The 26,276-nt window shown below is 55.4% G+C and carries 20 protein-coding genes and 1 tRNA gene; 12 read left to right on the top strand and 9 right to left on the bottom strand.

The window, feature by feature from the left end:
• Positions 1-104 precede the first annotated feature (104 nt).
• Positions 105-947 carry a 23S rRNA (guanosine(2251)-2'-O)-methyltransferase RlmB gene (rlmB, locus tag QQM41_RS02510; RefSeq protein ID WP_042788716.1) on the top strand — a complete coding sequence of 281 codons (843 nt, stop codon included), beginning with the start codon at positions 105-107 and terminating at the stop codon, positions 945-947.
• Here rlmB and QQM41_RS02505 read toward each other — a convergent pair.
• Positions 881-2,233 (bottom strand): cytosine permease, encoded by a 1,353-nt coding sequence (locus QQM41_RS02505; protein ID WP_339077616.1) that lies wholly within the window; start codon positions 2,231-2,233, stop codon positions 881-883. The two genes, rlmB and QQM41_RS02505, sit on opposite strands and share 67 nt — an antisense overlap.
• A 56-nt stretch (positions 2,234-2,289) precedes the next feature.
• On the bottom strand, positions 2,290-3,108 hold the full coding sequence (locus QQM41_RS02500; RefSeq protein WP_339077614.1) for an SDR family NAD(P)-dependent oxidoreductase: 819 nt from the start codon (positions 3,106-3,108) through the stop codon (positions 2,290-2,292).
• 99 nt (positions 3,109-3,207) lie between these two features.
• Between QQM41_RS02500 and gmk the strand changes: the two genes are divergently transcribed.
• The 5 genes from gmk (at position 3,208) to QQM41_RS02475 (ending at position 9,024) form a co-directional block, all read left to right on the top strand.
• Positions 3,208-3,861 carry a guanylate kinase gene (gmk, locus tag QQM41_RS02495; protein WP_050819413.1) on the top strand — a complete coding sequence of 218 codons (654 nt, stop codon included), beginning with the start codon at positions 3,208-3,210 and terminating at the stop codon, positions 3,859-3,861.
• 5 nt (positions 3,862-3,866) lie between these two features.
• Positions 3,867-5,300: a bifunctional D-glycero-beta-D-manno-heptose-7-phosphate kinase/D-glycero-beta-D-manno-heptose 1-phosphate adenylyltransferase HldE gene (hldE, locus tag QQM41_RS02490; RefSeq protein ID WP_128105028.1), complete on the top strand. Its 1,434-nt coding sequence runs from the start codon at positions 3,867-3,869 to the stop codon at positions 5,298-5,300.
• Positions 5,297-6,481, top strand: coding sequence for an AGE family epimerase/isomerase (locus QQM41_RS02485; protein WP_339077613.1), 1,185 nt, complete (start codon positions 5,297-5,299; stop codon positions 6,479-6,481). The genes hldE and QQM41_RS02485 overlap by 4 nt, the downstream gene beginning before the upstream one ends.
• A gap of 72 nt (positions 6,482-6,553) precedes the next feature.
• Positions 6,554-8,056 (top strand): replicative DNA helicase, encoded by a 1,503-nt coding sequence (locus QQM41_RS02480; RefSeq protein WP_128105030.1) that lies wholly within the window; start codon positions 6,554-6,556, stop codon positions 8,054-8,056.
• Between the two features lie 179 nt (positions 8,057-8,235).
• Positions 8,236-9,024, top strand: a complete 789-nt coding sequence (locus QQM41_RS02475) for an NERD domain-containing protein (RefSeq protein ID WP_339077612.1) — start codon at positions 8,236-8,238, stop codon at positions 9,022-9,024.
• A 63-nt stretch (positions 9,025-9,087) separates the two neighbouring features.
• Here the strand turns inward: QQM41_RS02475 and QQM41_RS02470 are convergent, their stop codons facing one another.
• From QQM41_RS02470 to QQM41_RS02455, 4 genes are all read right to left on the bottom strand, one after another.
• The gene (locus tag QQM41_RS02470) at positions 9,088-11,505 is read right to left on the bottom strand and encodes a mechanosensitive ion channel domain-containing protein (RefSeq protein WP_339077611.1); all 2,418 of its coding nucleotides are present in this window, start codon (positions 11,503-11,505) and stop codon (positions 9,088-9,090) included.
• A gap of 231 nt (positions 11,506-11,736) precedes the next feature.
• Positions 11,737-11,886 (bottom strand): hypothetical protein, encoded by a 150-nt coding sequence (locus QQM41_RS02465; protein ID WP_167506844.1) that lies wholly within the window; start codon positions 11,884-11,886, stop codon positions 11,737-11,739.
• Between the two features lie 88 nt (positions 11,887-11,974).
• On the bottom strand, positions 11,975-12,763 hold the full coding sequence (locus tag QQM41_RS02460) for an ABC transporter ATP-binding protein (RefSeq protein ID WP_080986758.1): 789 nt from the start codon (positions 12,761-12,763) through the stop codon (positions 11,975-11,977).
• Positions 12,760-13,545, bottom strand: coding sequence for an ABC transporter permease (locus tag QQM41_RS02455; RefSeq protein ID WP_003629138.1), 786 nt, complete (start codon positions 13,543-13,545; stop codon positions 12,760-12,762). Before QQM41_RS02455 ends, QQM41_RS02460 begins: the two co-directional genes overlap by 4 nt.
• A 264-nt stretch (positions 13,546-13,809) precedes the next feature.
• On the opposite strand from QQM41_RS02455, the gene radA reads away from it, so the two are divergent.
• The 5 genes from radA (at position 13,810) to QQM41_RS02430 (ending at position 19,710) form a co-directional block, all read left to right on the top strand.
• Positions 13,810-15,201 (top strand): DNA repair protein RadA, encoded by a 1,392-nt coding sequence (gene radA / locus QQM41_RS02450; RefSeq protein WP_004448875.1) that lies wholly within the window; start codon positions 13,810-13,812, stop codon positions 15,199-15,201.
• Between the two features lie 54 nt (positions 15,202-15,255).
• Positions 15,256-15,329, top strand: a tRNA-Gly gene (locus tag QQM41_RS02445).
• Between the two features lie 321 nt (positions 15,330-15,650).
• Positions 15,651-15,923, top strand: coding sequence for a hypothetical protein (locus QQM41_RS02440; RefSeq protein ID WP_050819422.1), 273 nt, complete (start codon positions 15,651-15,653; stop codon positions 15,921-15,923).
• Between the two features lie 751 nt (positions 15,924-16,674).
• A complete protein-coding gene (locus tag QQM41_RS02435) occupies positions 16,675-18,270 on the top strand; it encodes a hypothetical protein (RefSeq protein WP_003628469.1) in 1,596 nt (531 codons plus the stop codon).
• Positions 18,271-18,339: 69 nt separating this feature from the next.
• The gene (locus tag QQM41_RS02430) at positions 18,340-19,710 is read left to right on the top strand and encodes an amino acid permease (protein WP_004448887.1); all 1,371 of its coding nucleotides are present in this window, start codon (positions 18,340-18,342) and stop codon (positions 19,708-19,710) included.
• 29 nt (positions 19,711-19,739) lie between these two features.
• Here QQM41_RS02430 and QQM41_RS02425 read toward each other — a convergent pair whose 3' ends face one another.
• From QQM41_RS02425 to QQM41_RS02415, 3 genes are all read right to left on the bottom strand, one after another.
• On the bottom strand, positions 19,740-20,423 hold the full coding sequence (locus QQM41_RS02425; protein WP_050819423.1) for a YoaK family protein: 684 nt from the start codon (positions 20,421-20,423) through the stop codon (positions 19,740-19,742).
• A gap of 205 nt (positions 20,424-20,628) precedes the next feature.
• Positions 20,629-24,354 carry a bifunctional proline dehydrogenase/L-glutamate gamma-semialdehyde dehydrogenase PutA gene (gene putA / locus QQM41_RS02420; protein WP_339077610.1) on the bottom strand — a complete coding sequence of 1,242 codons (3,726 nt, stop codon included), beginning with the start codon at positions 24,352-24,354 and terminating at the stop codon, positions 20,629-20,631.
• A 109-nt stretch (positions 24,355-24,463) separates the two neighbouring features.
• Positions 24,464-25,177 (bottom strand): GntR family transcriptional regulator, encoded by a 714-nt coding sequence (locus tag QQM41_RS02415; protein WP_339077609.1) that lies wholly within the window; start codon positions 25,175-25,177, stop codon positions 24,464-24,466.
• A gap of 542 nt (positions 25,178-25,719) precedes the next feature.
• Between QQM41_RS02415 and QQM41_RS02410 the strand changes: the two genes are divergently transcribed.
• The gene (locus tag QQM41_RS02410) at positions 25,720-26,154 is read left to right on the top strand and encodes a DUF4148 domain-containing protein (RefSeq protein ID WP_003628464.1); all 435 of its coding nucleotides are present in this window, start codon (positions 25,720-25,722) and stop codon (positions 26,152-26,154) included.
• Positions 26,155-26,276: the final 122 nt, after the last annotated feature.

Raw genomic sequence — 26,276 nt, 5'->3', positions numbered from 1 at the left:
TTATGGCGGCGGCGCACATTTATATGCGGGATAGGCGCAGGCAGGCGGAATGCGCTAGAAGGGCCTCATCTGTTACACCCTTAATAACCCGGAACTGTGTGTTTATGCGTCAACCTCGTCATGGCCGTCCTGCGCGGCGCCCTCGTGTTTCTTCTGCTGGTGGGCGGGAAGGCGCGCCTTCGGCTCCGGCGGGCACATGCTGGCTGTTTGGCACGCACGCAGTGGCGGCAGCACTTAACAATCCGCGCCGTGTGTATGAACGCCTGCTGGTAACCGAAGAAAATCATCCCGCGCTGGAAGAGGCCACACGCTCAGGCCGGGGTGTGCGCGTGGCGCCGGAACTGGTGCAACGCCAGCGGCTGGATGATTTGCTGGGGCCGGATGCGGTGCATCAGGGTGTAGCCCTTCTGGCGCGTGTTCTGCCCCCTATGCCGCTGGATGAAGCGCTGGAACGCCCCGGCCCGGTGCTGGTGCTGGATCAGGTGACAGACCCACGGAACATCGGGGCTATTCTGCGTTCAGCCGCGGCGTTTGGTGCAGCTTGCCTTGTGGTGCAGGACCGCAACGCGCCAGAAGAAACAGCCGTACTGGCCAAGGCGGCATCTGGCGCGCTGGAAACCGTGCCCATGGTGCGTGAGGTCAATCTTTCCCGCGCTATTGAGCAGTTGCAGAAAAGCGGATGCTGGACAGTGGGGCTGGATGCAGGCGGCACCACGCTGGATGGCGCCAGTTTTGATGGCCGCCGCGTAGCCCTTGTGCTGGGGGCAGAAGGCAAGGGCCTGCGCCGCTTAACGCGTGAAAGCTGTGATGAAATTGCCGGACTTTACATGCCCGGAGAAATGGAAAGCCTGAACGTATCCGTTGCCGCCGCAGTGGGGCTTTACGAACTGGTGCGCCGGGGCATGCCCAGCGCGTACCAGAAAGCCGCAGCAAAAAAGCCCACGTAATACCCAATATCGGCCCCGCCCAGCCAACGGGCTACGGGGCCGGTATACAGGCTGCTGGTTGAAAACAGCGCAATAGTCAGCACGGATGTTACGGCAAAAATAGTGGCGCCGCGTGTCCAGCCCGGTGGAATGGGGTGCACTGTGCGGTCTCCAAAATACCAGTCTGCCAGCACAATGCCGATCCACGGGGCAATCCAGTACATGGTTACCAGCAGGTAGTCTGTATAAAGCGTGGTGTAGCGGCCCGCACCGGCCACAGCCAACACATAGCCAAGGCTGGCTGTAAGAATGGCCGCAGCAATGCGGGGTACATGCAGCCCGGCAGAAATAAGGCTGTAGCTGGCGGTGTTATCGTTAAACGAATTGCCGGTAATGGATGAAAGCGCAATGGCCCCAAGGGCTACGGCACCAAGTGGGCCCATAGCCTGCTGGAGCGAGGCAATAACCGCCGTGGGTGAGGCCTCCGCCACAGATCCGGCAGAAATAAGCCCCAGAATCTGGAACGGAATGGCCGAACCCAAAAGTCCGGCCAAAGCCAGCAGCACCACCTTTTTGGGGCTGGTATTGGCAGGCAGATACCGCGTGTAATCTGAGGAATACGAGGCCCAGGACAGATTGAAGCTGACCAGCACACCCGTTGCCAGCAAAAAGGTTGACAAGCTGACAGCATGATGCGCGGCCAGCGGGGCCTGCCCTTTTAGCGCAAACACAATGCCAATAAGCGTGAACACCACCAGCAGCACGGTGCCCAGATATTTCTGCAAGGCCTGCACCACGTGGTGCCCGTAAATGGAGGCCACCATCTGAATACTGGCCAGTATGCCCAAAGCCAGCCAGAAGGGCATGGAAAGCCCGGCCAAAAGCAGCAGCGCCATAAGGGCCGTGGCGGCGGGCACGTTATTTACGGCATCCCACCCCACGCAATAAATCCAGTTAAGAAACGCCGGAGGGCGCAGGCCTTTTTGCCCCAATGCGCGGCGAGAGGCCTCCATTTGTGTCAGCCCGGTTTTGGGGCCAATGGCGGCGGCAAGGGCTACGGGCAGCGCGCCTATAATGTTGCCAATAATAATGGCAGCCACCCCTGTGCGAAAATCCAGCCCCATGCCTGTAAGCAATGCCCCAGTTACCCAACCGCCTGGGCCAAGGTTGGGGGAAAAATGGCTCCAGAACACCCGGTCTGTTGGCATGGTTTTAAGCGCTGCCGGAACGGGTTCTCTTACAGATGCGGCGGAAAGATCCTCCATCAGGCCACCGGTCTGGGGGGCTGAAGGGGGTGATTGTATCATGGATGGCGTGTTCCTGCGGCGTGGGGGCGGGAGTGGAGAAGGCTGGCGCTACAGTATCATGAAAGATCAGGTTCGGGCATGGACCCAGCGGCCCCAGAGGGCTGATTGTTGTAATAGAACTCTGCCAGCCGGATGGGCAGCAGGTCCATAAAGCGGGAGCCCGCTACTAACCATAGCGGAAAGGTAATGCGCCGCTCGTTCCGGCTTAGCCCACGCAAAATGCGGCGGCAGGCGCTGTGAACATCAGTTAGCCCCGGCATGGGGAAGGCGTTTTTGGCCACCATAGGGGTATCCAAAAACCCACACACAACGGAGCTTAATAAAATACCAGCCTTTTTGGCATCTCCCCCGGTGGCCACCATAAATCTGTCCACCGCCGCCTTGGCTGCGGAATAAGAGGGTGTGCCGGGGTAAGACACCACGCCCGCAACGGAAGAAATGGCGCAAATACGCCCACGCATGCCATCTGTCCCACGGGGTTGATGTTGCATAACATCCAGCGCAGGCAGCACGGTGTTGAGCACACCCATCATGTCTGTTTCAAAAATACGATAAATCTGCGCCGCAGGTTCATATGGTGCACCATCGGGCGTTTGCGGCTTGCGGGTGCCGCCCGTTATGCCTGCGCAGGCCAAAACCAGATCTAGCCCGTTTGTGCTGCGTATCCAGGCCTCCATTGCGGCACGGTCTGCCACATCACCAAGGTGCAAATGCACCGCTGCACCCCGGCTAATGCAGGCTTTGGCCGTTTCTTCCAGCCGTTGCACGTTGCGCCCGCCCAAATACAGGGTGCGCCCAGGCCGGGCCAGCGTCTGGGCCAATGTTTGCCCAAGGCCCGAGGATGCGCCAGTAATCAGAACGGTATCATGCTTCATATTACAGATCGGCCTTTGCTTATGGTGGTTATGGCATAGCATGGCGGCTTCTGGCATGAAGGCGCAAGACGGATAGATAGAACACGCAGGGAAGGCAGCATGGCGCACAACGCACAGGGTAAGCATAACGGAGCAGAACGGCGGCGCGGTGTGTGCCTGGTTATTTCTGCGCCATCCGGGGCGGGTAAGTCTACCATTGCCAATGCACTGCGTGCTTCCGAGCCAGCGCTCAAGCACTCGGTTTCCGTGACCACCCGCCAGCCAAGGCCGGGGGAAAAGGAAGGCGTGCATTACCACTTCCGCACCATGGAAGATTTTGAGCGCATGGCCGCAAATGGCGAGTTGCTGGAATGGGCCACCGTGTTTGGCCGTGGTTACGGCACGCCCCGCGCCCCGGTGGAAGCCGCATTGGCTGCCGGGCACGATATGGTGTTTGACATAGACTGGCAGGGCCACCAGCAAATCCGCCGCGCACTGCCCGATGATGTGGTGAGCCTGTTTGTGCTGCCGCCATCATTAGAGGAACTGGAACGCCGCCTGCGTGGCCGTGCATCAGACCACCCCGATGAAATTGCCCGCCGCATGGCCGCCGCGCGGGATGAAATCTCGCATTGGCGGGAGTTTGACCACGTGATTATCAATACGGATCTGGACCGCGCCATTACAGAAGCCCGCGCCGTGCTGGTGGCGGCACGCCTGCAAACCCGCCGGCGCACGGGGCTGTTGGATTTTGTTGCCAGCTTTGGAGCCTGAACGGCATGGATTTTTCTGCCATTACCGTGCTGTGCCTGGGCGATGTGATGCTGGACCGGTTTTTATACGGCAGTATGGATCGGATCTCGCCCGAAGCACCCGTGCCTGTGTTGTTGCTCGATTCCCGGCGTGAAATGCCCGGAGGGGCCGGTAATGTGGCCAGCAACGTTATCTCGCTCGGGGGGCGTGCCGTTCTGGTGGGGCTGAGTGGTCAGGATGAGGCCGGGGCCAGCCTGCGCACCACATTGGCAGAAAAAAACCGGCTGGTAGATGCTACGGTGCAAAGCGCTGCCCGGCCTACAATTTGCAAAACACGCTTTATTGCCGCGCATCAGCAAGTGGTGCGGGTGGATGAAGAAAGCCACGCCCCTATTGCAGAGCCTGAGCAGGAAGCCCTGTGCCGCCAGATTGATGCGCATATTGGGGCCTGTCAGGCTGTGGTGGTGTCTGATTACGGTAAAGGCGTGTGCACTCCGGCTGTGCTGGCGCATTTGTTCCGCGTGGCGCGGCAAGCTGGCGTGCCTGTTTTTGTAGACCCCAAATCTACCGATTACGCGCGCTACAAAGGGGCGACCTGCATAACCCCCAACGCCAAGGAACTGGCAGCCGCTTCCGGCATGCCGGTGGATACCGCAGCCCATGTGGAAGCCGCTGCCAGCAAGGTGATGGCTCAGGCCGATGCACAGGCCATTCTGGCCACCCGGTCGGAAAAAGGCATGATGCTGGTGCGGCGTGGGGGCGAGGTGCTGGCTGTGCCTGCCCGTGCGCGGGAAGTGTTTGATGTTTCCGGCGCGGGAGATACCGTTATTGCCACTATGGCGCTGGCTGTTGGGGCGGGGATGTCGTTCGAACAGGGCATGCGTGTGGCCAATGCGGCGGCTGGCGTGGTGGTGGGCAAGCTGGGCACGGCCACGGCGGATATTCAGGAAGTTCTGCACGAGCTGGAAGAACAATCTGGCCCGGATGAAGTGCCGCACTTACTGCCTTTGGGGGCCGCTTGTGCGCAGGTGGCCCGCTGGCAGGCTCGTGGCTTGCGTGTGGGTTTTACCAACGGGTGCTTTGATATCATCCACCCCGGCCATATCAGCTTGCTGGCAGAAGCCCGGAGCGCGTGTGACAGGTTGGTGGTGGCGCTGAACACAGATGCCAGCGTGCGCCGCCTGAAAGGTGACACACGGCCTGTGAATTCACTGGAATCCCGCGCCGCTGTTATGGCCGCCATCCGCTATGTGGATGCGGTGGTGGCGTTTGATGAAGATACGCCGCTGGAGCTTATCCGTGCCCTGATGCCAGATGTGCTGGTAAAAGGGGCAGATTACCGGCCCGAACAGGTTGTGGGGGCGGATATTGTGCAGGCCGCAGGGGGCCGGCTGGTGCTGGCCAATTTGCAGCAGGGGCATTCCACCACATCCACAATCGGGCGGATTCGCAATACATGACGGTGCATGATCTGCCGGGCGCAGAAAACCTGCCGCTTGTGGCAGTGCGCAACCGTTTTGCGCGTTGGCTGTTTGAGGATGCCTTGCCTTTCTGGGCCAGTACGGGGTGCGATGGCACAGCCTCAAACCCGGCGGCATTGGGGGCGCAGGAGTGTCTGACGCTACAGGGCATACCAGCACAGCCACCGTTCAAGCGCGTAAGGGTGCAGGCGCGGCAGCTTTTTGTGTTTTCATGGGCGGCCTTAAAAGGCTGGCAGCCCGCAACGCAACGGGCGCAAAGTATTTTCAGGTTTCTGCTCAACGCCCATAGGCCAGATGGCGGCTGGGTTAAGCTGCTGGCGCGTGATGGCGCTGTGCTGGATGACAGTGCAGATTTGTACGATATCGCTTTCGTGCTGTTTGCTCTGGCATGGTATGGCCGTGTGGACAGCACAGGTCAGGCGGTAGAACTGGCGCGGCAAACGCTTGCGTGGCTGGGGCAGGCAATGGCCCTGCCCAATGGCGGCTTTATGAACATGCGGCCCGCCAATGATGCGTGGCGGCAGCAAAACCCCCATATGCACTTGCTGGAAGCTGTGCTTGCCCTGCATGAAACAACGGGGGATGCCGCAGATCTGGTGCAGGCTCACGCATTATATGCGCTGTTCAGCCAACACTTTATGGATGAACGTACTGGCACGCTGGGCGAATATTTTGGGCCAGACTGGCAACCCGCCGTAGGGCCAGAAGGCCAGTGGTGTGAGCCGGGGCATCATTTTGAATGGGTGTGGCTGTTGCAGGCTTATGCGCGCCAAAGCGGGGTGGATACCGCAGCACAGGCCGCGCGCCTTTACCATTTTGCATATCAGTATGGCGTAGATGCCCAAACCGCATTGGTGCGTGATGCCGTTGCACGGAATGGGCAAATACTTAAGCCAACATTCCGCCTATGGGTGCAGGGCGAGGCTTTGCGTGGCGCATTGTGCCATGATCCGCAGGATAAAGCCGGTTGGGCCACGCGTATGGCCAGTAATCTGCTGGATCGGTATTTTACAGGTTGCCCCACCGGCACATGGGTGGACCAACTGGATGCACAGGGCACGCCTGCTGCTTCACAAATACCAACTAGCTCGCTTTATCATATCGTAACGGCGTATGATGCGCTGGATCAGGCTGCGCGGGCCTGCGTGCCATCTGCATAAAAAACGCTGTGCGGAAATGTGCCTGTAAGCAGGACGTGGCAGCGCGAATCTGATACAAGCGGTGTTGTGAACATGACAACAACAGATACCCCCAACCAGAAGGACGAAAGCCTTCTGGCCCTTACCCTTCGGCAGCCCCCGGCCAATGTGGAGGCCGAGCAGGCGCTGCTTGGCGCGTTGCTGACCAACAACCGCGCCTATGACCGTGTTTCGGACTTTCTGGCTGGTGAGCATTTTGCCAACCGCGTGAATGGCCAGATTTATGATGCCATTGCCCGGCGTATTGAAAACGGGCAACTGGCAGACCCCGTAACCATGCGGGCCGAGCTGGAACATTCCGGCATTTTGGCCAGCGTTGGCGGCATGGCCTATATGGCCAAGCTGCTGTCCTCCATGGTCGGGATTATCAACGCCGGAGATTACGGCCGCACCATTCATGATGCGTGGATCCGCCGCCAGCTGATTGATATTGGTGAAAACGTGGTGAACAACGCGTTTGGCACCACCATTGGCCTTTCCGGGCAGGACCAGATTGAGGCAGGGGAAGAAGCCCTGTTCAAACTGGCCACGGAAAAAGGCAATGAAGGGGATTTTGTTTCCTTCAACAAGGCACTAAGCGGCGCTATTTCTGTTGCAGCCCAAGCCTTTCAGAACGAAGGGCACGTTACGGGCCTGACATCTGGCCTGCGTGATCTGGATAAAAAAACAGGTGGGCTGCACCCGTCTGACTTGCTGATTCTGGCGGGGCGTCCTGCCATGGGTAAAACGGCGCTGGCCACCAAAATGGCCTTTTCCGCTGCCCGCGCCATTATGGATGAGGCTGAGGAAACGGGAGAAAAGCCCAAAGGGGCAGTGGCTATTTTCTCGCTCGAAATGTCGGCAGAGCAGTTGGCCACTCGTATTCTGTCTGAACAGGCCGAGGTTTCGGGTGAGCGCATCCGCCGTGGTGATATCGGGCAGAAGGAGTTTGACCGCTTTGTGCGTGTCAGCCACGAACTGGCCCGCTTGCCATTGGTGATTGATGATACGCCAGCTATCTCTCTTTCCGCCATGCGCACACGCTGCCGCCGGTTAAAGCGTACGCAGGGCCTGTGCCTTGTGGTGGTGGATTACCTCCAGCTTATGCGGCCCTCTGTTGGCACGCGCCCAGAAAGCCGCGTGTTGGAAATTTCCATGATCACGCAGGGTCTCAAGGCCATTGCCAAGGAACTGGAAGTGCCGGTTATTGCACTTTCCCAGCTTTCCCGTCAGGTCGAAAGCCGTGAAGACAAGCGGCCCATGCTGTCGGATTTGCGTGAATCCGGCTCTATTGAGCAGGACGCCGATGCGGTGATGTTTGTGTACCGTGATGAATACTACCTGCAACAGCGTATGCCCAAGGAAACAGCTTTTGAATCCATGGAGAAATACTCTGTGGCAATGGATGAATGGCAGCGCAAGATGAGCCTGGTGCATAACAAGGCCGAGCTTATTCTGGAAAAGCAGCGTCATGGCCCCACGGGTACTATCAATCTGTTTTTCGAAGGCGAATACACACGCTTTGCAGATTTGGATACCATTCATCAGGAACACTAAACCAGTTAAAAGGCCCCACATGTTGGGGCCTTTTTTGGTAAAAGCCTTCTGATATCCACGTAAATTTGAAAAATTATACCGCTTGCTGTATGGCGCACGTATGTGCCACTGCATGCACGTGCAAGAACAGCCTGTAAGCTGCGCGCCAAAAGAATAAATAAGATTGGGCAGATTTTTTAATGGATAAACTTGGTGCCATTATTGCAATGGCAGTGTGCCTTCTTGTCTTGCTGAATATTTCAACTGTTTTTGCGTTCTTGTTCCTGCTTGTAAAAATTGCTTTGGTTGTGGGGCTTCTTGCTCTGGCCGGGTTTCTGGTTTTTGGGTTTATTGAAAAACCAGAAAAGCACTTACCGCCGCCTCCAACCCCTAAAGATGAAGCCCCGGCAGAACCGGTTTTTGAAAAACCGTATTTTGATGCCCATGAAAAAGGGCGGGAAGGGGAAGAAAAGGTTAGCGCAATTCTCCAGCACATGGGCTGGCCGGCCCTGCATAATGTTTTGCTGGAAGATGACAGAGGGCTGACAGAAATAGACCATCTTGTAAAAGCCCCGTGGGGCATTGTGGTTATTGAAACCAAAAATTACGATGGTTTTATTTCCGGCTCCTCTACACCGGGGGTGTGGAAACAGAGTTTTCCAAACTCTACCGGTGTAGGGTACCGGCTGTTTATGGACCCTGTACATCAGAACTATCGGCATGTCTGTGCCGTAAAATACCTTACCGGGCTGGAAAATGTGCAGTCTCTCGTGGTGTTTGCCGGGCGGGCCTATACCAGCCCATTTGTGCATCATCAGGTTGTGCGCCTGAAAGATCTGGAGCGCGTTTTACGCACACGGCCAGAAGGTTTTGCCTATGTGGATGAGCGCGAACTGGAAAGAGCATGGCATCTTCTGCAACAGGCCTTTGTTGCCAATACAGGGCGCGGGCGTGAGCATATAGATAAATTACGCCAGCGTTTTTCCTGAAAACCAAGGGCGTTTGTATTCCTGCGGGCCATACAGATAGCCCGCAGGAACAGGGCGTGCTGGTTAAACGGTTATCAGGTTTTGCCGCACGGTCACCGGGATCTTGTTTTCCTGAAAAGCCTTCCAGATTTCAAAAAGTGCAGCGCTGCGCACAACCTTTATATCTGTGCCAGACATGGCCTTGGCTGATCCAATCAGCAAGGCAGAGCCATCAGATACGGAAGACATGCTGACGGTGGGCTGCACGCTTTCATCTACATCCTTACAGGTGGCAAGGGTGCGGGCCATCACATCCATGGCTTTATCCAGATCAGATGCAAAAGGCAGATTGAGTTCTATGGTGAACACACCGGGCTTTTGCGCCCGTGTGGCGTTTTTAACAGCCGAGGTAATGAACTGCGAGTTAGGGACAATCATGGTGGATTTGTCATCCAGCCGGATATCGGTAGAGCGCACGCTAATGCGTTCCACCGTGCCGGTTACACCCGCAATGGTGACAACATCTCCAATGGAAACCGGACGTTCGGCCATAAGGATAATGCCGGAAACAAAGTTTTGCACAATGGATTGCAGGCCAAAGCCAATGCCCACAGAAAGCGCGCTAACAACCCATGTCATGCTTTTAACGGTTACACCCAGCACCGCCAGCATGCTCAGCCCAACCAGAATCCATGCGGCATAGCTCAGAATGCTCAGGATAGAGGCCTGCGCCCCAATATCCAGCCGCGTGGTGGGGAAAAACCTTTGCTGGAACCATGATTTTAAAATGCTGATGGCGTAATACCCCGCCACCGGCAATACGGCACACAGCAAAATGGCATCCAGAGAGATATGGGAGCCATCGGTGCTGGCCTGGCCATGAAACAGCCAGTAAAGCTGGTGCCAGATCTGCTGCGGGTCAAACCCTCCGCCACTGGTGGCAACGGCATAAGCCACAGCCAGCAGCAGCACATTTACAATGCCGGGCACCACAACGCACATCTGGTTTACAAGCCGCGGGGGCAAGCCCAGTTCAACCAGATGCCGCCCCAAGGGCGCACTGGCCGGAAACAACGTGTTGGCCGTAACCGTTACCAAAAGGGAAAGTAGCAAAAGGCCTGTCATGCTAATGGCCATCATGCTCAGCCATGAGATGATGGTATAAGCCAGCGGAATGTAGCCTGAAAAAACAGCCAGCCAGCAGACAATGGAAATGCCCATAGCCAGACTGATTAAAAACTGCGTGCGCGAGGGTTGGCTGGGGGTGTTGTCTGTTTGGTCGGAAATACGCAACTCCCGCGGGATGGCAAACAGCAGCGGGCTTACGGCCAGCACATATAGCCCATCCATAAGCTGGACAGACAGCATGGAAATGCCGCTTTGCGTATCAATATAACGCAGGAACCCACGCACAATAAGTGCTGCGGCCAACCAGAGCGGAAACAGCCGCAAATTTCGCGCAATGGTGTCCGACATCGGAAAAATGCGCCATTCTGGATGGCGTGAAAGCAGGCAAAACCCCAGCTCAATCACAAGCCCGCAAAGCGGAAACTGCGCGCCCATCATGCTGCCAAGGGTGGTTAAATCCTCATCCAGCGCGGCGTTGTCAAAGGCCAGAACACTCCAGAAAATCTGGAAGGCAAAACCCCATGCCAGCAGGCTGAGCACACCACACAAAAGGGTTGCAATAATGGGGCGGATACGCCCCGCAGGTAAAACACGCGCCACCAGACGGCGAATAATACCGTGTGAGAAAAACCACCCCACCAAAAGCAACGCAGAAAGTGCGATGCCACCCAACGAAATAAAGATGCGCTTGCCAGAAAAAGCGACCCCCAGCACCCCAAGGGCTTCGCCCCCCAAAGTGCTAAGGCGTGTGGTGTCCGTATGGAAATTGCTGGTAAACTGAGACCAGAAGTTAACCCCCAGTGGGGAGGGAAAACGCTGCCACAAGGTAGCCTGCTGTATGGCGGTGCCATGCTGGCGCAGTTCATTTACAAGCTGTTGGGCTTCTACCTGGTACAGCTTCAGCCGCGTCATGCGGGAATTGATGTCCTGCTGTTTTTTAAGCAGAAGGGTGCGCTGTTCGGTAATGGAGGCGGATTCTGCTGGCTCATCCTTGCCGGGTGGCTTGCCCAGAATATCCAGAAAGTTCTGATAAACGCCCTGATAGGGTTTTAGCCGGGCTTGCAGGGTATCTGTTTGTGTGGCCACAGCATTGGCGCGGCGCAGCAGGGCGGCAAGCTCGGTTGTGCTTTGGCCGTTGGTTCTTTCCTGCTGGCTGCTTTGGTAAATGGCACTTATTTCTGAGCCAATACTTTCCAGCGTGCTGTTACTGACAATATCGGAAGTATTGGTAATAAGGGTTGTTGGGGCAGGGGCCGTAACGGAGGTATTGTCTGTATCTGCTGCCCAAAGGGGGGAGCGGGCGGCAAAAGGCAGGGCACCCTGCGTAAGCACAAAACACGCTAGAAAAAGAGAACAGAACCGCTTCAAACGCATCAGAAAACCTTGTGTTTCAGGTGTCTGGAAAAATAACCCTTATGTCCGTAACGTAGCGGCGTAAGAGGGGGTTGCGCCACCATTAAGCAAGCGGCGTGGTAATGTTGGGGGAATGTACGTAAGTTTCTGTTTGGTGCAGGCCGCACAATGCTGTGCACTTTTCAAACAGGCAAAAGCCCTGCCATCAACGGTGGCAGGGGTAAAAATTAACGTATGGGAAACGTGGTGAGGTTAGTCGTCATCACCTGTTTTGAGGTGATCATGATATCCGTATTTTTCCCACTGGGCGGCTGTGGTCAGATGCTTCGGTTCTTTGGAGCTAAACATGCCACAGGCGGATAGTCCCAAGGTGCAGGCCAGCAGCAGAACCGCGCGTTTCATCTTACCGAATATCCCTTACCCGTTTTGTCTGCTTTTTCTATCTCATTGCAGGGCATCGCGGGCAAGTGGAGATTGCAGCCAAGTGTGATTAACGCCGCAATTCCATGCTGATGGGGCCTTCACGCCGCCCGTGGGTGAACTGATCTACATACGGGTTGCCACTGTTCATGAGGGAAGATGCCGCCCCCTGCCAGATCAGCTTGCCTTTATAGAGCATGGCGGCTTCATCCCCAATGCGTTGGGCAGATGCCATATCATGCGTAATGGCAATGGCGGTGGAACCCAGCTTTTTCACGCAATCTACAATCAGCCCATCAATCACCGCACCCATAATGGGGTCCAGCCCGGTGGTGGGTTCATCAAAAAACAGAATATCCGGCTGGGCGGCAATGGCGCGGGCCAAGCCCACGCGCTTTTGCATGCCGCCAGAAAGTTCGGAGGGGTATAAATCCCCCACAGAAGGATCAAGCCCCACCTGTGCCAGAATGGTGCCTGCATGGTTGCGGGCATTCTTGCGGGTGATTTTATGCAGCGCCAGCAGCCCGAAGGTGACGTTTTCCCATACGGTCAAACTGTCAAACAGTGCGGCGTTCTGGAACAGCATGCCAATTTCACTGCGCAGTTTTTCACGCCGTTTTTCCGGGGCTTCCAGAACGTTTTCGCCATCAATTTCAATAATGCCGGAATCTGGCGTAATCAGCCCCAGAATACAGCGCAGCAGCACGGATTTGCCCGAGCCAGACCCGCCGATAACAACAAAGGATGTGCCCTGTGCAACATCCATGGAAACACCATCCAGCACCTTTTTGGCGCCGAAGGATTTGTGCAGGTCCCGAATACGGATTTTAGGCGTGGTGCCTGTCATGGTCTGGCTCATTGTGAAAAGAACAGGTCTGTCAGCAGGTAATCAAAGGCCAGCAGCATGATGGATGCGGCCACCACGGCAGCTGTTGTGGCAGAGCCCACACCTTCTGCCCCGCCCTTGCTGTTATAGCCGTAGTAGCAGCCCATCAGCGCAATAAGGAACCCAAACAGCGCAGCCTTTACCAACCCTACGGTTACATCAATGGCCTTGAGGGAGTTTAGCGTGGCCGTAATGTAAGCGGGGGCAGAAAAGCCCAGCTTCACCACAGCTACGGTAAAGCCGCCTGCCACACCCAGTATGTCTGCCACCAGCACCAGCAGGGGCAGGGCAATCAGCCCGGCCAGCAGGCGCGGGGCCACCAGATACTTCATGGGGTTGGTGGAAAGGGTGGTGAGCGCATCTATCTGGTCTGTTACGCGCATGGTGCCAATTTGGGCGGCCATGGCAGCCCCCACGCGGCCAGCCACCATAAGCCCGGCCAGCACCGGCCCCAGCTCACGCGTAACGGCCAGCACCACAATACCGGCAATGGCGCTTTGGGCATGGTATTGCGCAAACCCGGTATAGGATTGCAGCGCAATAACCCCGCCAGAAAACAGCGCCGTAAGCGCCACCACAGGCAAGGAGAAAAAGCCTGTTTCTAAAAAGGTGGACAAAAACACGCGCCCATAAAACGGAGGGCGCACAATGTGCGAAAGCCCAGAAGCAGCAAACAGGGCCAAAGCCCCCGCCGCGCGAATAAGGGAGAGTGTAGCGCGGCCAAGGCGGGCCACAAGATCAAGCACCATGTCCATGAGTGTGGACTGTCCGTTCCTGCTGAAGTGTGAAAAGGCAGTTCCAGCAGCCGTAACCTGTGCGGGCGGGTTCGTCAAAGCATCGTTGCGTGGTGGGCTGGGGGTGTTGCTCTTTCAAATAACAAATTCTGCATAAATCCGGCAGGGCCGTTCTGAACGCCAAATTGGGCTATGTATAAAAAACAGTTCAGGCGAGCCCTTGAGTTTGTTCCTGTTTTATTCCACATCAAGGGGGATGAACCAGACAGCAAAAGAGCTTGCCTGATGGCTAAAAAACCTTCCCGCACCTATGTTTGCACCAATTGCGGCGCTGTACATGCCAAATGGGCCGGGCAGTGCGATGCCTGCGGTGAATGGAACACGCTGGAAGAAATGGCTGTGGAACCCTTGGCCGCATCCTCTGCCGCGGTGCGTGGTGGCAAGGGGCGGCGCGTGGCGTTGCAGGCGCTGGAGGGGGAGATCAAACTTCCACCACGCACCCAAACAGGCATTGCAGAGCTTGATCGGGTTTTGGGTGGTGGCCTTGTGCCTGCTTCTGTTGTGCTGGTGGGGGGAGACCCCGGCATAGGTAAATCCACTTTGCTGCTTCAGGCCGCCAGCAAGCTGGCAGGCAAGGGCGAGCGGGTTCTGTATATTTCTGGTGAAGAAGCGGTGGACCAGATCCGCCTGCGTGCGCAACGCTTGGGTGTGGCCGGGGCCAAGCTGGATTTAGCGGCATCCATCAACGTGGCAGATATTGTGGCCACGCTGGAAGCCGAACCCGATGTGCGGGCGGTAGTGATTGATTCCATCCAGACCATGTGGCTGGAAACCATAGATAGCGCGCCGGGTACGGTCTCTCAGGTGCGGGCCTGTGCGTTTGAGCTGATACGCGCGGCCAAGCGCCGGGGGTTCAGTCTTATTCTGGTAGGGCATGTAACCAAGGAGGGCGCGCTGGCTGGCCCGCGTGTGCTGGAGCACATGGTGGATGCCGTAATGTATTTTGAAGGCGATAGGGGCCACCAGTTCCGTATCTTGCGGGCCGCCAAAAACCGCTACGGCGCAACGGATGAAATTGGCGTGTTTGCCATGACAGACCGCGGTCTGGAGGAAGTGAGCAACCCATCAGCCCTGTTTTTGGCCGAACGGCGGGGCAATATTGCCGGGTCTGCCGTATTTGCCGGGCTGGAGGGCACGCGGCCCGTTTTGTTGGAAGTGCAGGCCTTGCTGGCCCCCAAAGGAGGAGATGGCGCCCCCCGCCGTGCCGTGGTGGGGTGGGATACAGGCCGCCTTTCCATGTTGCTGGCTGTGCTGGAAACGCGCTGTGGGCTCAAACTCTCTGGCATGGATGTGTATCTGAACGTGGCAGGTGGCCTGAAGGTGGCGGAACCTGCGGCAGATCTGGCTGTGGCGGCTGCGCTGGTTTCTGCCGCCAGTGGCGTGCCCACCAGCCCCGGAGAGGTTTATTTTGGAGAGGTTGGTCTTTCTGGCGAGGTGCGGCAGGTGGCGCAGGCCGATGCCCGTTTGAAGGAAGCTGCCAAGCTGGGGTTTGACCGTGCCGTGTTGCCCCGCCGCATTGCACGCGGCAACACGCGCTCTCGCCCGCCAGAGGGGCTGCATCTGCGTGAAATCGGCCATATTTCTGATTTGGTAAGTGCAGAAATGGAAGCTGAGTGAAACTGACACATTGCCATTTGCACAATGTATCGGTATAGTGCGCCCCACAAAGATGCGGATGTAGTTCAATGGTAGAACGGCAGCTTCCCAAGCTGCATACGAGGGTTCGATTCCCTTCATCCGCTCCATTTCCTTAAAATTCAGAAAATTCAATTGGTTGTGATCAGCCTTTGTTGTTGGCGCTGTCAGTCTGCGTTACAGGGTGGGCGTTACATATCTGGTGGATGAAAAAGCATTCAATTTGCAAAATATATTGTCTACACAGCATAAATTCTGCGCAAGGAACCCATTTGGGTTCCTTTTTTTATGCCGCCATTGCAGGCCCGTGTAGGTGCAGGGCCGTTCGGGATGACTGCTTTTTAAAGAGCAGACATACAGAGAATGCACAGTACTCGTGTTGAAAATAAGCAATACATTGTGTTACAGTTTTGTTAAACGAGGAGAGAAAAATGAAAAAGACACTTTATATGTGTGTCGCTGTTCTTGGCCTCGGGTTTGTGCAGAGTGCTTCTGCCGCTACTTGGGATGGTGGCGTTTCCAGACATGTTGAGGTCAAAAACCCGGATCAGCCCGATACAACCAAAGGCGGTGTATGGGATGGCGGAATAGACAAGAAGGTAAAGGTGGAAGATCCGGATACATCGGATACCATTAAAGGCGGTGTGTGGGATGCCGGTATATCTGAGCACGTGCCCGTAAAATACCCCAGCACGCCGCAGTAATGTGGTGAGGCCCTGTTTCAATGTTGTTGTGATTGTTCACAAAATATTGGGGCAGGGCGCAGTTTTCCCGTTCCAAAAATACAGGGTTTGCGGCCCGGAAACGCGCAGGGTATTTTCTGTATCGCGGGTTTAGCGTTAAAAATAATGAGATATATACCTACATATATATACTCAAAGTATTATTTTACGTCCTTATTAAATATATGATAATTTTGGAATATATGGAAACATTTACGTAAAAATAATTACAAAAAACAAAAATTTATAGAAATACATCATATATTTTTATTTGTAATAAAAAGAATTATACATTCCGTGTATAAAATCGGAACTGACAAAATGCGCATGCGTGCGCGCCGGTATGTAGATTGTGCCGGTGGCAAGATAATTTTCCATGAAATTATTGTTTCACATCCGATATGGTAAGCATTCTTTGTTTTGGAATACATGAAAGAAATACAAAATACTCTTTTTATTATTTAACAATACATCTTGATTATACAAAATATAGAAGTAAAAAAGATTCGGAATTTTTTATTATAATCTCTTGAATATCATATATTGTTGTGTGATGATTATAAAAAGAGATGTGTATATGCAGTACATGTCTGTCCCGTAACAGATTGCAACAAGGAGATCCTCTACACGTGGCATATCTGATGCAGGATATCATTTTTGTACAGAAACGGCTTTACCGCTTTTTTTGTGCGTGTGCGTCTGGGTTTCAACTTCATGCAGGCGCTGGCTGATTATGAGTAATTCCTTTGTCCGGCATGCACGTTCTCATGCCACTTCAGTGTGTCGCGGGTCTCGCGGGTTTGTTAAGGCAAGCTGCTCTTTAGTCGCGCTCGGGCTAGCGGCTTTTGCTGCACCAGAGGAGGTGCGGGCAGAGCAAACGCTTGTTTCCATTAAGGGTATTACCCTTCAGGGCGCGCTGGATATTGGTGGGTCTGCTTTTTTCCTGCCCAATACCAACTTTGGCGCCGGGTCTTACGGCACCAAATCTTCTGGTGCTCTGGTGCGCCATAAAAACAGCACCTATGGCGAATTTTACGGCAAGCCCATGCTTATGGGGTCTTGGCAAACAGGCTGGGGCTTTACCGTTATTGGCAAGGCTTCTGCTATTGGCGCCACCACGCTGGGTGATGGTGATGCGGAGGAAGTTTCTCAAACATCGGGCACGCCGCGCTCCATTTATCTGGAAGAAGCCAATCTGGGCGTAGAAGTGCCGCTCAAGATGGCGGGCGGTCACCAGATTCTAACGGTGCAGGGCGGCAGGCAGGCCTTTGCGGTGGATGATGGCTTTCTGATTGGTAAAGGCACCTACAGCGCGGGTGATAGAGGCGCATGGTGGTATGCACCGCGATATGCGTTTTCTGGCCCCGGCGTGATCAAGCTGGAAGGTGATTCCGTGCGTGGGGATGTCTTTATGTTGGAAAGCAATTCCGACAATGACATTGACCGCGGATATGATCGCCCCAAAACCAAGTTTGTCGGGTTTGATGTCTCCTGGTTCAAAAACAAACCCGGTGGGCATGGTGGGTCTACATATGCAGATCGTGCTGCGTATGTAACGTTAACCTACTTCCATGTGCGGGATGCAGATGGATCATCTCATTACGATTATTCTACGCGTGCAGATCGTAACGGCATGAACGTGGCAGCCCTGAGCTGGGGCGGCACGCTGTTTCCTGTCAAGGCGCTAGGGATTTCAAAGAACTTTACGTTCTATGGCAATTTTGTATCCGAACAGAACAGCCACGCAGGCAACGGCTACAAATCTGTAGAAGCCTACGGCATGTTTTTCGAGCCCGGTTATACGTTTTCCATGCTGCCGTGGAAGCCGCATCTGTTTTACCGGTACACGCGGTTTGGTGGTGGTAAAAATGCCGAAGGTTCGGTCAAGCGCAATTACGATACGTTCTTTTTGTATGATGGTAAGCGCTACACCTATGGCGGCTACTGGCCGGGTGAAATTGTGGGCATGTATCTGGCCCCGCTTTCTGATCTGGAAGTGCATCAGTTTGACCTAACAGGCACGCCACCTGTGCACCTGTTCCGTAAAAAGGATGAGCTTAAGCTGGGTGTGCATTTTTACGATCTTTCCCTGCTGTATCCCTCCGGCATGGGACTGAAGAACGTGGGCCGCCATGTTTCCAACGAAGTGGATTTTACAGCCGAATATATGCTGGACGAAACCACATCAGCCGCCGTTGCCGCGGGCACAGCCTTTAGTGGCCCGGCAGGGCGCGCACTTTCTCGCGCAGGGGTGCCAACGGGGTATCGCATGCACAATATCGGGCGGCATGCCGGCGTGCTGGAGGCCTATTTTTACAAGCATTTCTAACGAGAATTTCCCAAAACGTTTCGTTTTGGGGTAGAAACTTACAGGACAACAAGAATAAAGGATTTCCTGATGCCCGAACCGACGACCCTTCCTGCGGGAAAACCCGCAGACGGGCTGCGTAATCGCCACATAGCCATGATCGCTCTGGGCGGCACTATTGGGGCTGGTCTGTTTGTTGGCAGTGGCGCTGCCATTGCGGCAACAGGGCCTGCGGTTCTGCTGGCGTTTCTGCTGGTAGGATTTCTGGTTATCCTGGTTATGCGCATGCTGGGGGAAATGGTTGTGGCGGACCCCGGGCGCGGGTCCTTTGTAGAATACATTCGCGCCGCACATGGAGATAAGGTGGGCTTTACCGCAGGGTGGCTTTACTGGTTCTTCTGGGTGGTGGTGTTGGGAAGTGAGGCCATAGCCGGCGCCATTCTATTGCAGGATTGGGTGCATCTGCCGGTTTGGCTGCTTTCTGTTGTGCTTATTCTTGTTCTTAAACTTATCAACTTTGCTGCTCCACGCGTTTTTGGTGAATGTGAATTCTGGCTTTCCGCCATTAAGGTTTTCAGCATTATCGCCTTTATTGCCATTTCTCTTTTATATGCAGCGCATGTGTTTGGGCCGGGCGTTTCCGTAAAGGAAAATCTGCTGGGGCATGGCGGGCTTTTTCCGCATGGTGTTGTGGCGCTGCTGTCTATTATTCCCACCATTCTGTTCACCATGATGGGTTCGGAAATTGCCACAGTGGCAGCCGCTGAATCTCCAGAACCGGGTAAGAACGTGGCCCGCGTAACCCGCAGCCTTGGCCGCCGTATTACCCTGTTTTACGTAGCCGCCGTGGGCATGATCCTGATTGTGGTGCCGTGGACAAACATTGTTGCCGGTAAATCACCTTTTGTGGCGGCCATGGATGTTATGGGCGTGCCCGGTGCCGGTTTGCTGATGCGCATTGTGGTGCTGAGCGCCATTCTGTCCTGCCTGAACTCCGCCATGTATATTACATCGCGCATTCTTACAGAGCTGGCTGCTCAGGGTGATGCTCCGGGCTTTCTGGCACGTAGCTCTGCTGCTGTTGTGCCGCGTAAGGCCATTATCGTCAGCAGCCTTGCGGGCACGCTGGTGGCTTTCTCATCCATTCTGGCGCCGGGCACCATTTTTGCCTTTCTGCTAAGCTGCAGTGGTGGCGTTATCCTGCTGATCTACAGCCTGATTGTAACATCTTACATCGTTACGCGCCGTGCAGCGCGGCAGGCTGGCACAGAGGCAGAAAATTACACGCTGCCGCTTTTTCCGCTGTGCAATTACGTAACGCTTGCTGGTGTGGTGCTGGTGTTTGTGGCCATGTTGCTCAACCCATCCGAACGGATGACGGCTCTGGCAACCATGGGCAGTTCTGTAGTGTGCTACCTTATGGCTGTTTACTTCGCCACCAATAACAAAAAAGCTGGCTGAGCTTTGTATTTACCGAGTATTCCCGTTGTTTAGGGAATACTCATTTTATCCAGATGCAGGGCAAGAGGGTGGCGGCGCCAATGCAGCAGGCCACCCGCCGCAAAAACGGTAGCACCCGCAGCGGCAATACCAATTCCAACATTTTTATCAGAAACCAGCGTGCCAATTACGGCACCCACAAACAGGCTGGCAATAGCGGCTAATCTGCGCCACGTGCCAGAGTTTGTGCCACCAGCCACCGTGCTGTTATGGGCCAGCCCGTGCAGCACCATAGTGGCGGCAGGCAGCACCATATCTGGCAGTTTGGCATGGCGCGTGGCAGAAGTTTGCAGCCCCATGGCCAGTGAGAGCATGCCCAGCGTAATGTAAATGCCACCGCTAAGCTGTGCACACCACACAAACGCGGCCAGCCCCACAAGGCAGCCAACGCCTAGCAGGATATCCCCCACCACAAGGCGCGTATGGCGCTCCCGCCGTACTAGGCGGCCACCAATAATGGCCCCTGTAAAGTAACAGGCTATGGCCTCCAGGCCAGAAAGAACAATGGCCTGAGAAGTGGCAATGTTAACAGCCATAAGAATAATGGTGGCTGTCATATATCCTGCAAAAATCTTGAGATGCAGTAGGGATATGGCATCCAGCATGCCCATTGCCATTGTAACCAGCAGAATGGCAATAACCAGCTTGGCATCATGTCCCGTACGGGCTGTCATAATGTCTCCTCTAAAGAAAAAGAATGAAAAGAGAGGTTTTATGCGCGTTTTTTAATAGAAGGATGCGCGTTATATCACCATCTTTGCTCACGAAAAGATGATCTCTGGTAAGATGAGCCATGCCCCACGCAGGAGGCACAGCCGTACAAACAAAACCCCCGGCGCATAAAAACGCCGAGGGCTTGGTGTATTCAGTGTAGGTTGATTAGTTCAGTGTCATCAGGCTGGCATTGCCACCCGCTGCGGTGGTGTTGATGCTGCGAGACTGCTCTTCCAGCACCACTTCAACAGAAGGTAGTGTTGCGCCCGTTACAAAGGCGGAAACAATGGGGCCATTGGCTTCTGCCAGTGTTCTGCGCGTACTGCGGAAGATGGCGTTATCATCTTCACCCAGCAGGATAGAGCAGGGTAGGGCCGTTGCGCTGGCAACCGGGCGAATGGCTTGGCGCAGAATATCTGGCAGTCTGTCCAGCCATCCTGTCAGTTCTTCTTCTGCCAGCACCAGTGCCGTGTTGCCCCCAGCCAGCGCCAGAGAGATCTGATCATACAACCCGGCCAGCGTGATGGGCACACACAGCACGTTGTCGCGTGCGCTCAGGCGATAGATGTTTTGCTCACCCACAGGGCCGGGCAGCGTGATTTCTCCGCCCACCAGCGGCAGGCGTGCCAGATTGCCAGCAATTTGCGCGGCTTTGCTTTCACCCTTTTCACGCAGCCAGTCTGTCCACTGCGCCATTTCTGGCGTGGTGCGGCCACGTACAATCTGCGCCACAGCTGGGGCTTCAGACAGCAGACGGCGCAGAATAAGCGGGCCACCCGCCTTGGGGCCGGTGCCAGAAAGGCCACGCCCACCAAAAGGCTGCACACCCACAACCGCACCAATGGTGTTGCGGTTGACGTAAAGATTGCCAGCCTCAACCTGTGAGAGCACGCTTTTTATTGTGGAATCCAACCGGGTGTGCAGGCCAAATGTTAGCCCGTAGCCGGTATCGTTAATTTCCAGCAGCAGTTCTTCCAGCTTGTCACGTTCAAAGCGCAGAACATGCAGCACGGGGCCAAACACTTCTGGCCCAATTTCCCGAATGTTCAGCACTTCAATCAGCGTGGGCGGCACGTAGCTGCCGTTGGCGCAGGATTCTGGCACAGGCAGCGCCATAACCGGGGCTTTGCGGGCCTTAAAGGCGTTAACATGCGCGGTAATGTTTGCGGCAGCTTCCTCGGTAATGACCGGGCCCACATCGCAGGAAAGATGCGCAGGGTTGCCAATGCGCAGTTCACGCATGGCGCCACGCAGCATGGCCAGAACGTGGTCTGCACAATCTTCCTGCACACACAGAACGCGCAGGGCAGAGCAGCGCTGGCCTGCACTATCAAAGGCGGAGGCCAGAACATCGGCCACAACCTGTTCTGCCAGTGCGGAGGAATCCACAATCATGGCGTTCTGGCCGCCGGTTTCGGCCACAAATGGCACGGGCTGGCCGCTGGCTGTGCGCCGTTCCAGAAGCTGACGGTTGATAATCTGCGCCACGGTGGTGGAGCCAGTGAACATCACGCCCATAACGCGCTCATCCGCCACGGCGGCAGCGCCTACGTCACCTTCACCGGTCAGCAGTTGCAGGGCAGCCGGTGGCACGCCGGCTTCTTGCAAGATACCCACGGCCACGGCGGCAACAAGTGGTGTTTCCTCTGCCGGTTTGGCCAGCACAACGTTACCGGCTGCAAGGGCTGCGGCAATCTGGCCAATAAAGATGGCCAGCGGGAAGTTCCACGGGCTAATGCAGGTGACAATTCCCAGCGGCTTGTGGGTGGTGTTATCAAAATCCCGCCGGATGGTGGCGCCGTAATAGCGCAGGAAATCTACAGCCTCACGCACTTCCGCCACAGCATTGGGGAGGGATTTCCCGGCTTCACGCCCCAGAAGTGCCAGAAGATCATCCGTGCGTTCTTCCAGAATATCAGAGGCTTTTTGCAGAATGTCTGCACGTTCTGCCGGGCTGCGGTTGGCCCAGTCCTGCTGGCCTTTCTGTGCGGCATCCACAGCTTTTGTTACAACATCTGGCGTGGCGTAGGAAACTTTGCCCACCACATCGCGCCGGTCTGCCGGGTTGGTAACGGGGCGGAAAGCACCTTTCTTTTTCACACCCACAACCATGGGGCTGGCTTCCCACGTTTGGGGGGCATCTTTAATGCCGGTTGCCAGTGCGGACAGAACCTTGTCATCCGCCAGATCCACCCCTGCGGAGTTGATACGTTCTGGCGCAAACAGATCACGCGGGTTGCGGATTTCTGTGTGCGGTGCGCCGTAAGGTGTGTAACGGCGGGCCACATCAATGGGGTTTTCAATCAGGGATGAAAGCGGAATGGCGCTATCCCCAATCTGATTGACGAAGGAGGAATTGGCCCCGTTTTCCAAAAGGCGGCGCACAAGGTAAGCCAGCAGGGTTTCATGCGTGCCAACAGGTGCATAAATGCGGCATGGGCGGTTAAACTTGTCTGCCCCCACAACCTGTTTGTACAGCGGTTCGCCCATGCCGTGCAGGCACTGGAACTCGTAAGAGCCAAGCTCGAACTTTTCACCCGCCAGCGTGTAAATGGTGGAAAGCGTGCGGGCATTGTGCGTGGCAAACTGCGGGAAAATTACATCTCGCGCGTTCAGCAGTTTACGGGCGCAGGCAATGTAGCTGATATCTGTGTGGCACTTGCGGGTATAAACGGGAAAATCCGCCATGCCCTCAACCTGTGCTTTCTTGATTTCGCTATCCCAGTAAGCCCCTTTTACCAAACGCACCATAATGCGGCGGTTGGTGCGGCGGGCCAGATCAATAATGTAATCCAGAACATACGGGCAGCGCTTGCCGTAAGCCTGCACCACAAAGCCAATGCCGTTCCAGCCTTCCAGCCCCGGTGTGGCGCACAGGGCTTCCAGAATATCTAAAGAGACATCCAGACGTTCTGTTTCTTCCGCATCAATGTTCAGGCCGATATCGTATTTGCGGGCCAGCAGCGTAAGTTCCTGCACAACCGGCAGCAGTTCACCCATCACGCGGTCATACTGTGCGCGGGCATAGCGTGGGTGCAGGGCAGAAAGTTTGATGGAAATACCGGGCCGGTCATACACATTGTTGCCGGTTGCGCTGCGGCCAATGGTGTTGATGGCGTTGATGTAATCCTGCCGGTAGCGTTCGGCATCATGCGCGGTAAACGCGGCCTCGCCCAGCATATCGTAGGAATAGGAAAAACCCACAGCTTCCAGCTTGGCGCTGTTCTTGCGGGCCTGATCAATGGTCTGGCCCAGCACAAACTGCTCGCCCATCAGGCGCATGGCGGCATCTACGGCCTTGCGGATAATGGGTTTGGATGTGCGTTCCGCAAAGTTGAGCAGAGAGCTGGCAAGCGTGCCTTCATCATGCTCTGTCACCAGTTTGCCGGTTAGCGCCAGCCCCCATGCGGCGGCGTTGGCAAACAAGGGCTTGCCGCGTGCAACATGAGAAAGCCAGTTGCTTTCACCAATCTTGTCCTGAATCAGCGCATCGCGCGTGGCAACGTCTGGAATACGCAGCAGCGCTTCGGCCAGACACATCAGGGCCACGCCCTCGGTGGAGGAAAGCGAGAATTCCTGCACCAGTGTTTCCACCAGCCCCGGGCTGCGGCGCGCGCGCAGGGCTTCGGCCAGTTTGGAGGCCATGGTGGCAACAGAGCCGTTTTCTGCCTCTGTTAATGTGGCGTCTGGTGTCAGGGTTTCCACACACTGAGCTTCGGGGCGGCGCATGGCTTCAATAATGGCCTGCCGAAGTGGGGTGCGGGATGCAAAATCAGGAGCGAACGTGTCTGTGGATGACATGGGCTTTTCATTCCGGATTGGTAAGCCAGAACCGGGCCTGCCATGTGTGCAGGTAGTTTTGGCTTCATAATGATTATTCCCTCCTGACATGATAATATATGATTTGCAACATAATATATTATCCAGAAATGCAGAGGTGTTCCGCTCTTTAAACCCGACCTGTAGCGCTGGGGTTTTTGTGAATTCCCGTGAGGGGAAGTCAGGTGCCTGTTGCGGCGGTTTTTGCGGCTTTGCGGCTGCGGAACACATCTATAGAAATAGCAGCCGCTTCTAGAATATGCGCGCGCGTGAGTTTGGCGCATAAATCAGCATCGCGGTTGCGGCAGGCGTCCAGAATCGCCTTGTGTTCCAGATCTGTAATATCCTTGCGGCCCTCTATTACCAGATGCCCACGAATATAACGGTCAAGCCGCACGTGCAGGTCTTCTATCATTTCAAGCAGGCGCGGGCTGCGGGCCGAGGCGTAAATGGCATTATGAAAAGCCCGGTTGAGCGCGCCAGAGCGGATACGCCCAGAAGGGCCATGCACACCTTCTACAAAGGCTTCATACGCATCTTCCACGCGGGCAAAATCAACGCGTGTCATGTTGCGCACACCTTCTGCGGCGGCGCGTTCCTCTAAAATGGCGCGGATCTGGGAGTATTCCAGAATATCGGCCTCATTCATGCCAATCACCATCGCCCCTTTGTTGGGCATGAAGGTGACAAGCCCTTCGGCTTCCAGATGTTTCAGGGCCTCGCGCACAGGAATAATGCTCACGCCAAAGCCACTGGCCAGTTCAGATTGCGGCAGGGGTTGGCCGGGCTGAATCTGGTCTTCCAGAATGGCGCGGCGCAGGGCATCGCATATGGCTTCAGAAGCGGTGCCGTGGCCTGTTATTTCTGTTTTTGCAAAAAGGCTGGCTGGCAGCATGCCTGGATATTCCCGCTTGTCGTTTCTTTTTCGATACAAGTTAACGTTGTACCCTGCTGGCTGGCTGGCTGTCCAATATTCGGTGGAAGTTGGGCGTATATTTGGGTGGAATGCCCGGCTTTCCCCATACACTCACTAGATCGTGATCTGGCGTGAGGGCTTACAGAAAGCACAAATAGCACCTGCTAAGCGCTTTGTTATAACATATGCAGATTACTCAGGACTACCCGCTCACTCAAGATCAGCGCAACAGCGAAGTTCACAAAAACCCGGCTTTTTGTGTTGTGGTGGAATTGAGAAAAGTGAGGCAGATTCATCAATATTCGTATCTTTGCCATGTGTTGGCGGGCAGGCAGCACTTGCGGTGCCGGTGCCACACATGGGCGGGTGCATAGTGCACATAACGTAAGCGCCGGATCAGGGGTTGCGGAAAAACCCTGATATATCTGTGGTCTGCCATGTGCGGGGTGCGCAATGGGGCTGCTTGATCTTTCGGGCAGATACAGGGCAGTTTGAGGCATATTCCGCTAGGGAGATTCTGAATGAAACTGATTGCCGTACGTGCCCTGTCGGCGCTTGCCCTCACCACATCTCTGCTGGCAGGGGCTGCTGTGTCTGCCCATGCGCAGGAAAACACAGATGCGCCCGTAACACGCGCCGGAGATACGTCCCGCCTGACAGATGTAGATCCGTCTGGCTTTGTTGGTTCCATTGATCCGGCAGAAAATGCTGGCCTGCTGAACTACTGTGTGCAGAACGAATACGTTGATTACGACGACGGCTGGCGCACGCTGCAGGAATACAACAAAAAGACCAACGCCGTGCCAGAAGGGCAGGAAGGCAACATGTCTTACGCCAATGGTTCTGCCGGTCTGCTGCATGCCAACAACCGCACCTACACCATTGCCATGGCTATTCTGCCAGTGCGTCAGAAAACCTGTAAAGCTGTGCTGGAACGGGCCAAGGCTTCTCTGTAAGCACAAGGCTGTTATTCCGGTTTTGTTGATAAGGCCGGATCACGCTGAACACGGCATGATGGAAGGGTCAGTCACGCAAAGTGGCTGGCCCTTTTTCTGTATGAATGCACTTTATTTGGTGT

This window comes from Acetobacter sp. AC2005, assembly GCF_037901235.1.
Taxonomy (GTDB): domain Bacteria; phylum Pseudomonadota; class Alphaproteobacteria; order Acetobacterales; family Acetobacteraceae; genus Acetobacter; species Acetobacter oryzoeni.
This window is presented reverse-complemented; position numbering and strand designations above follow the sequence as displayed.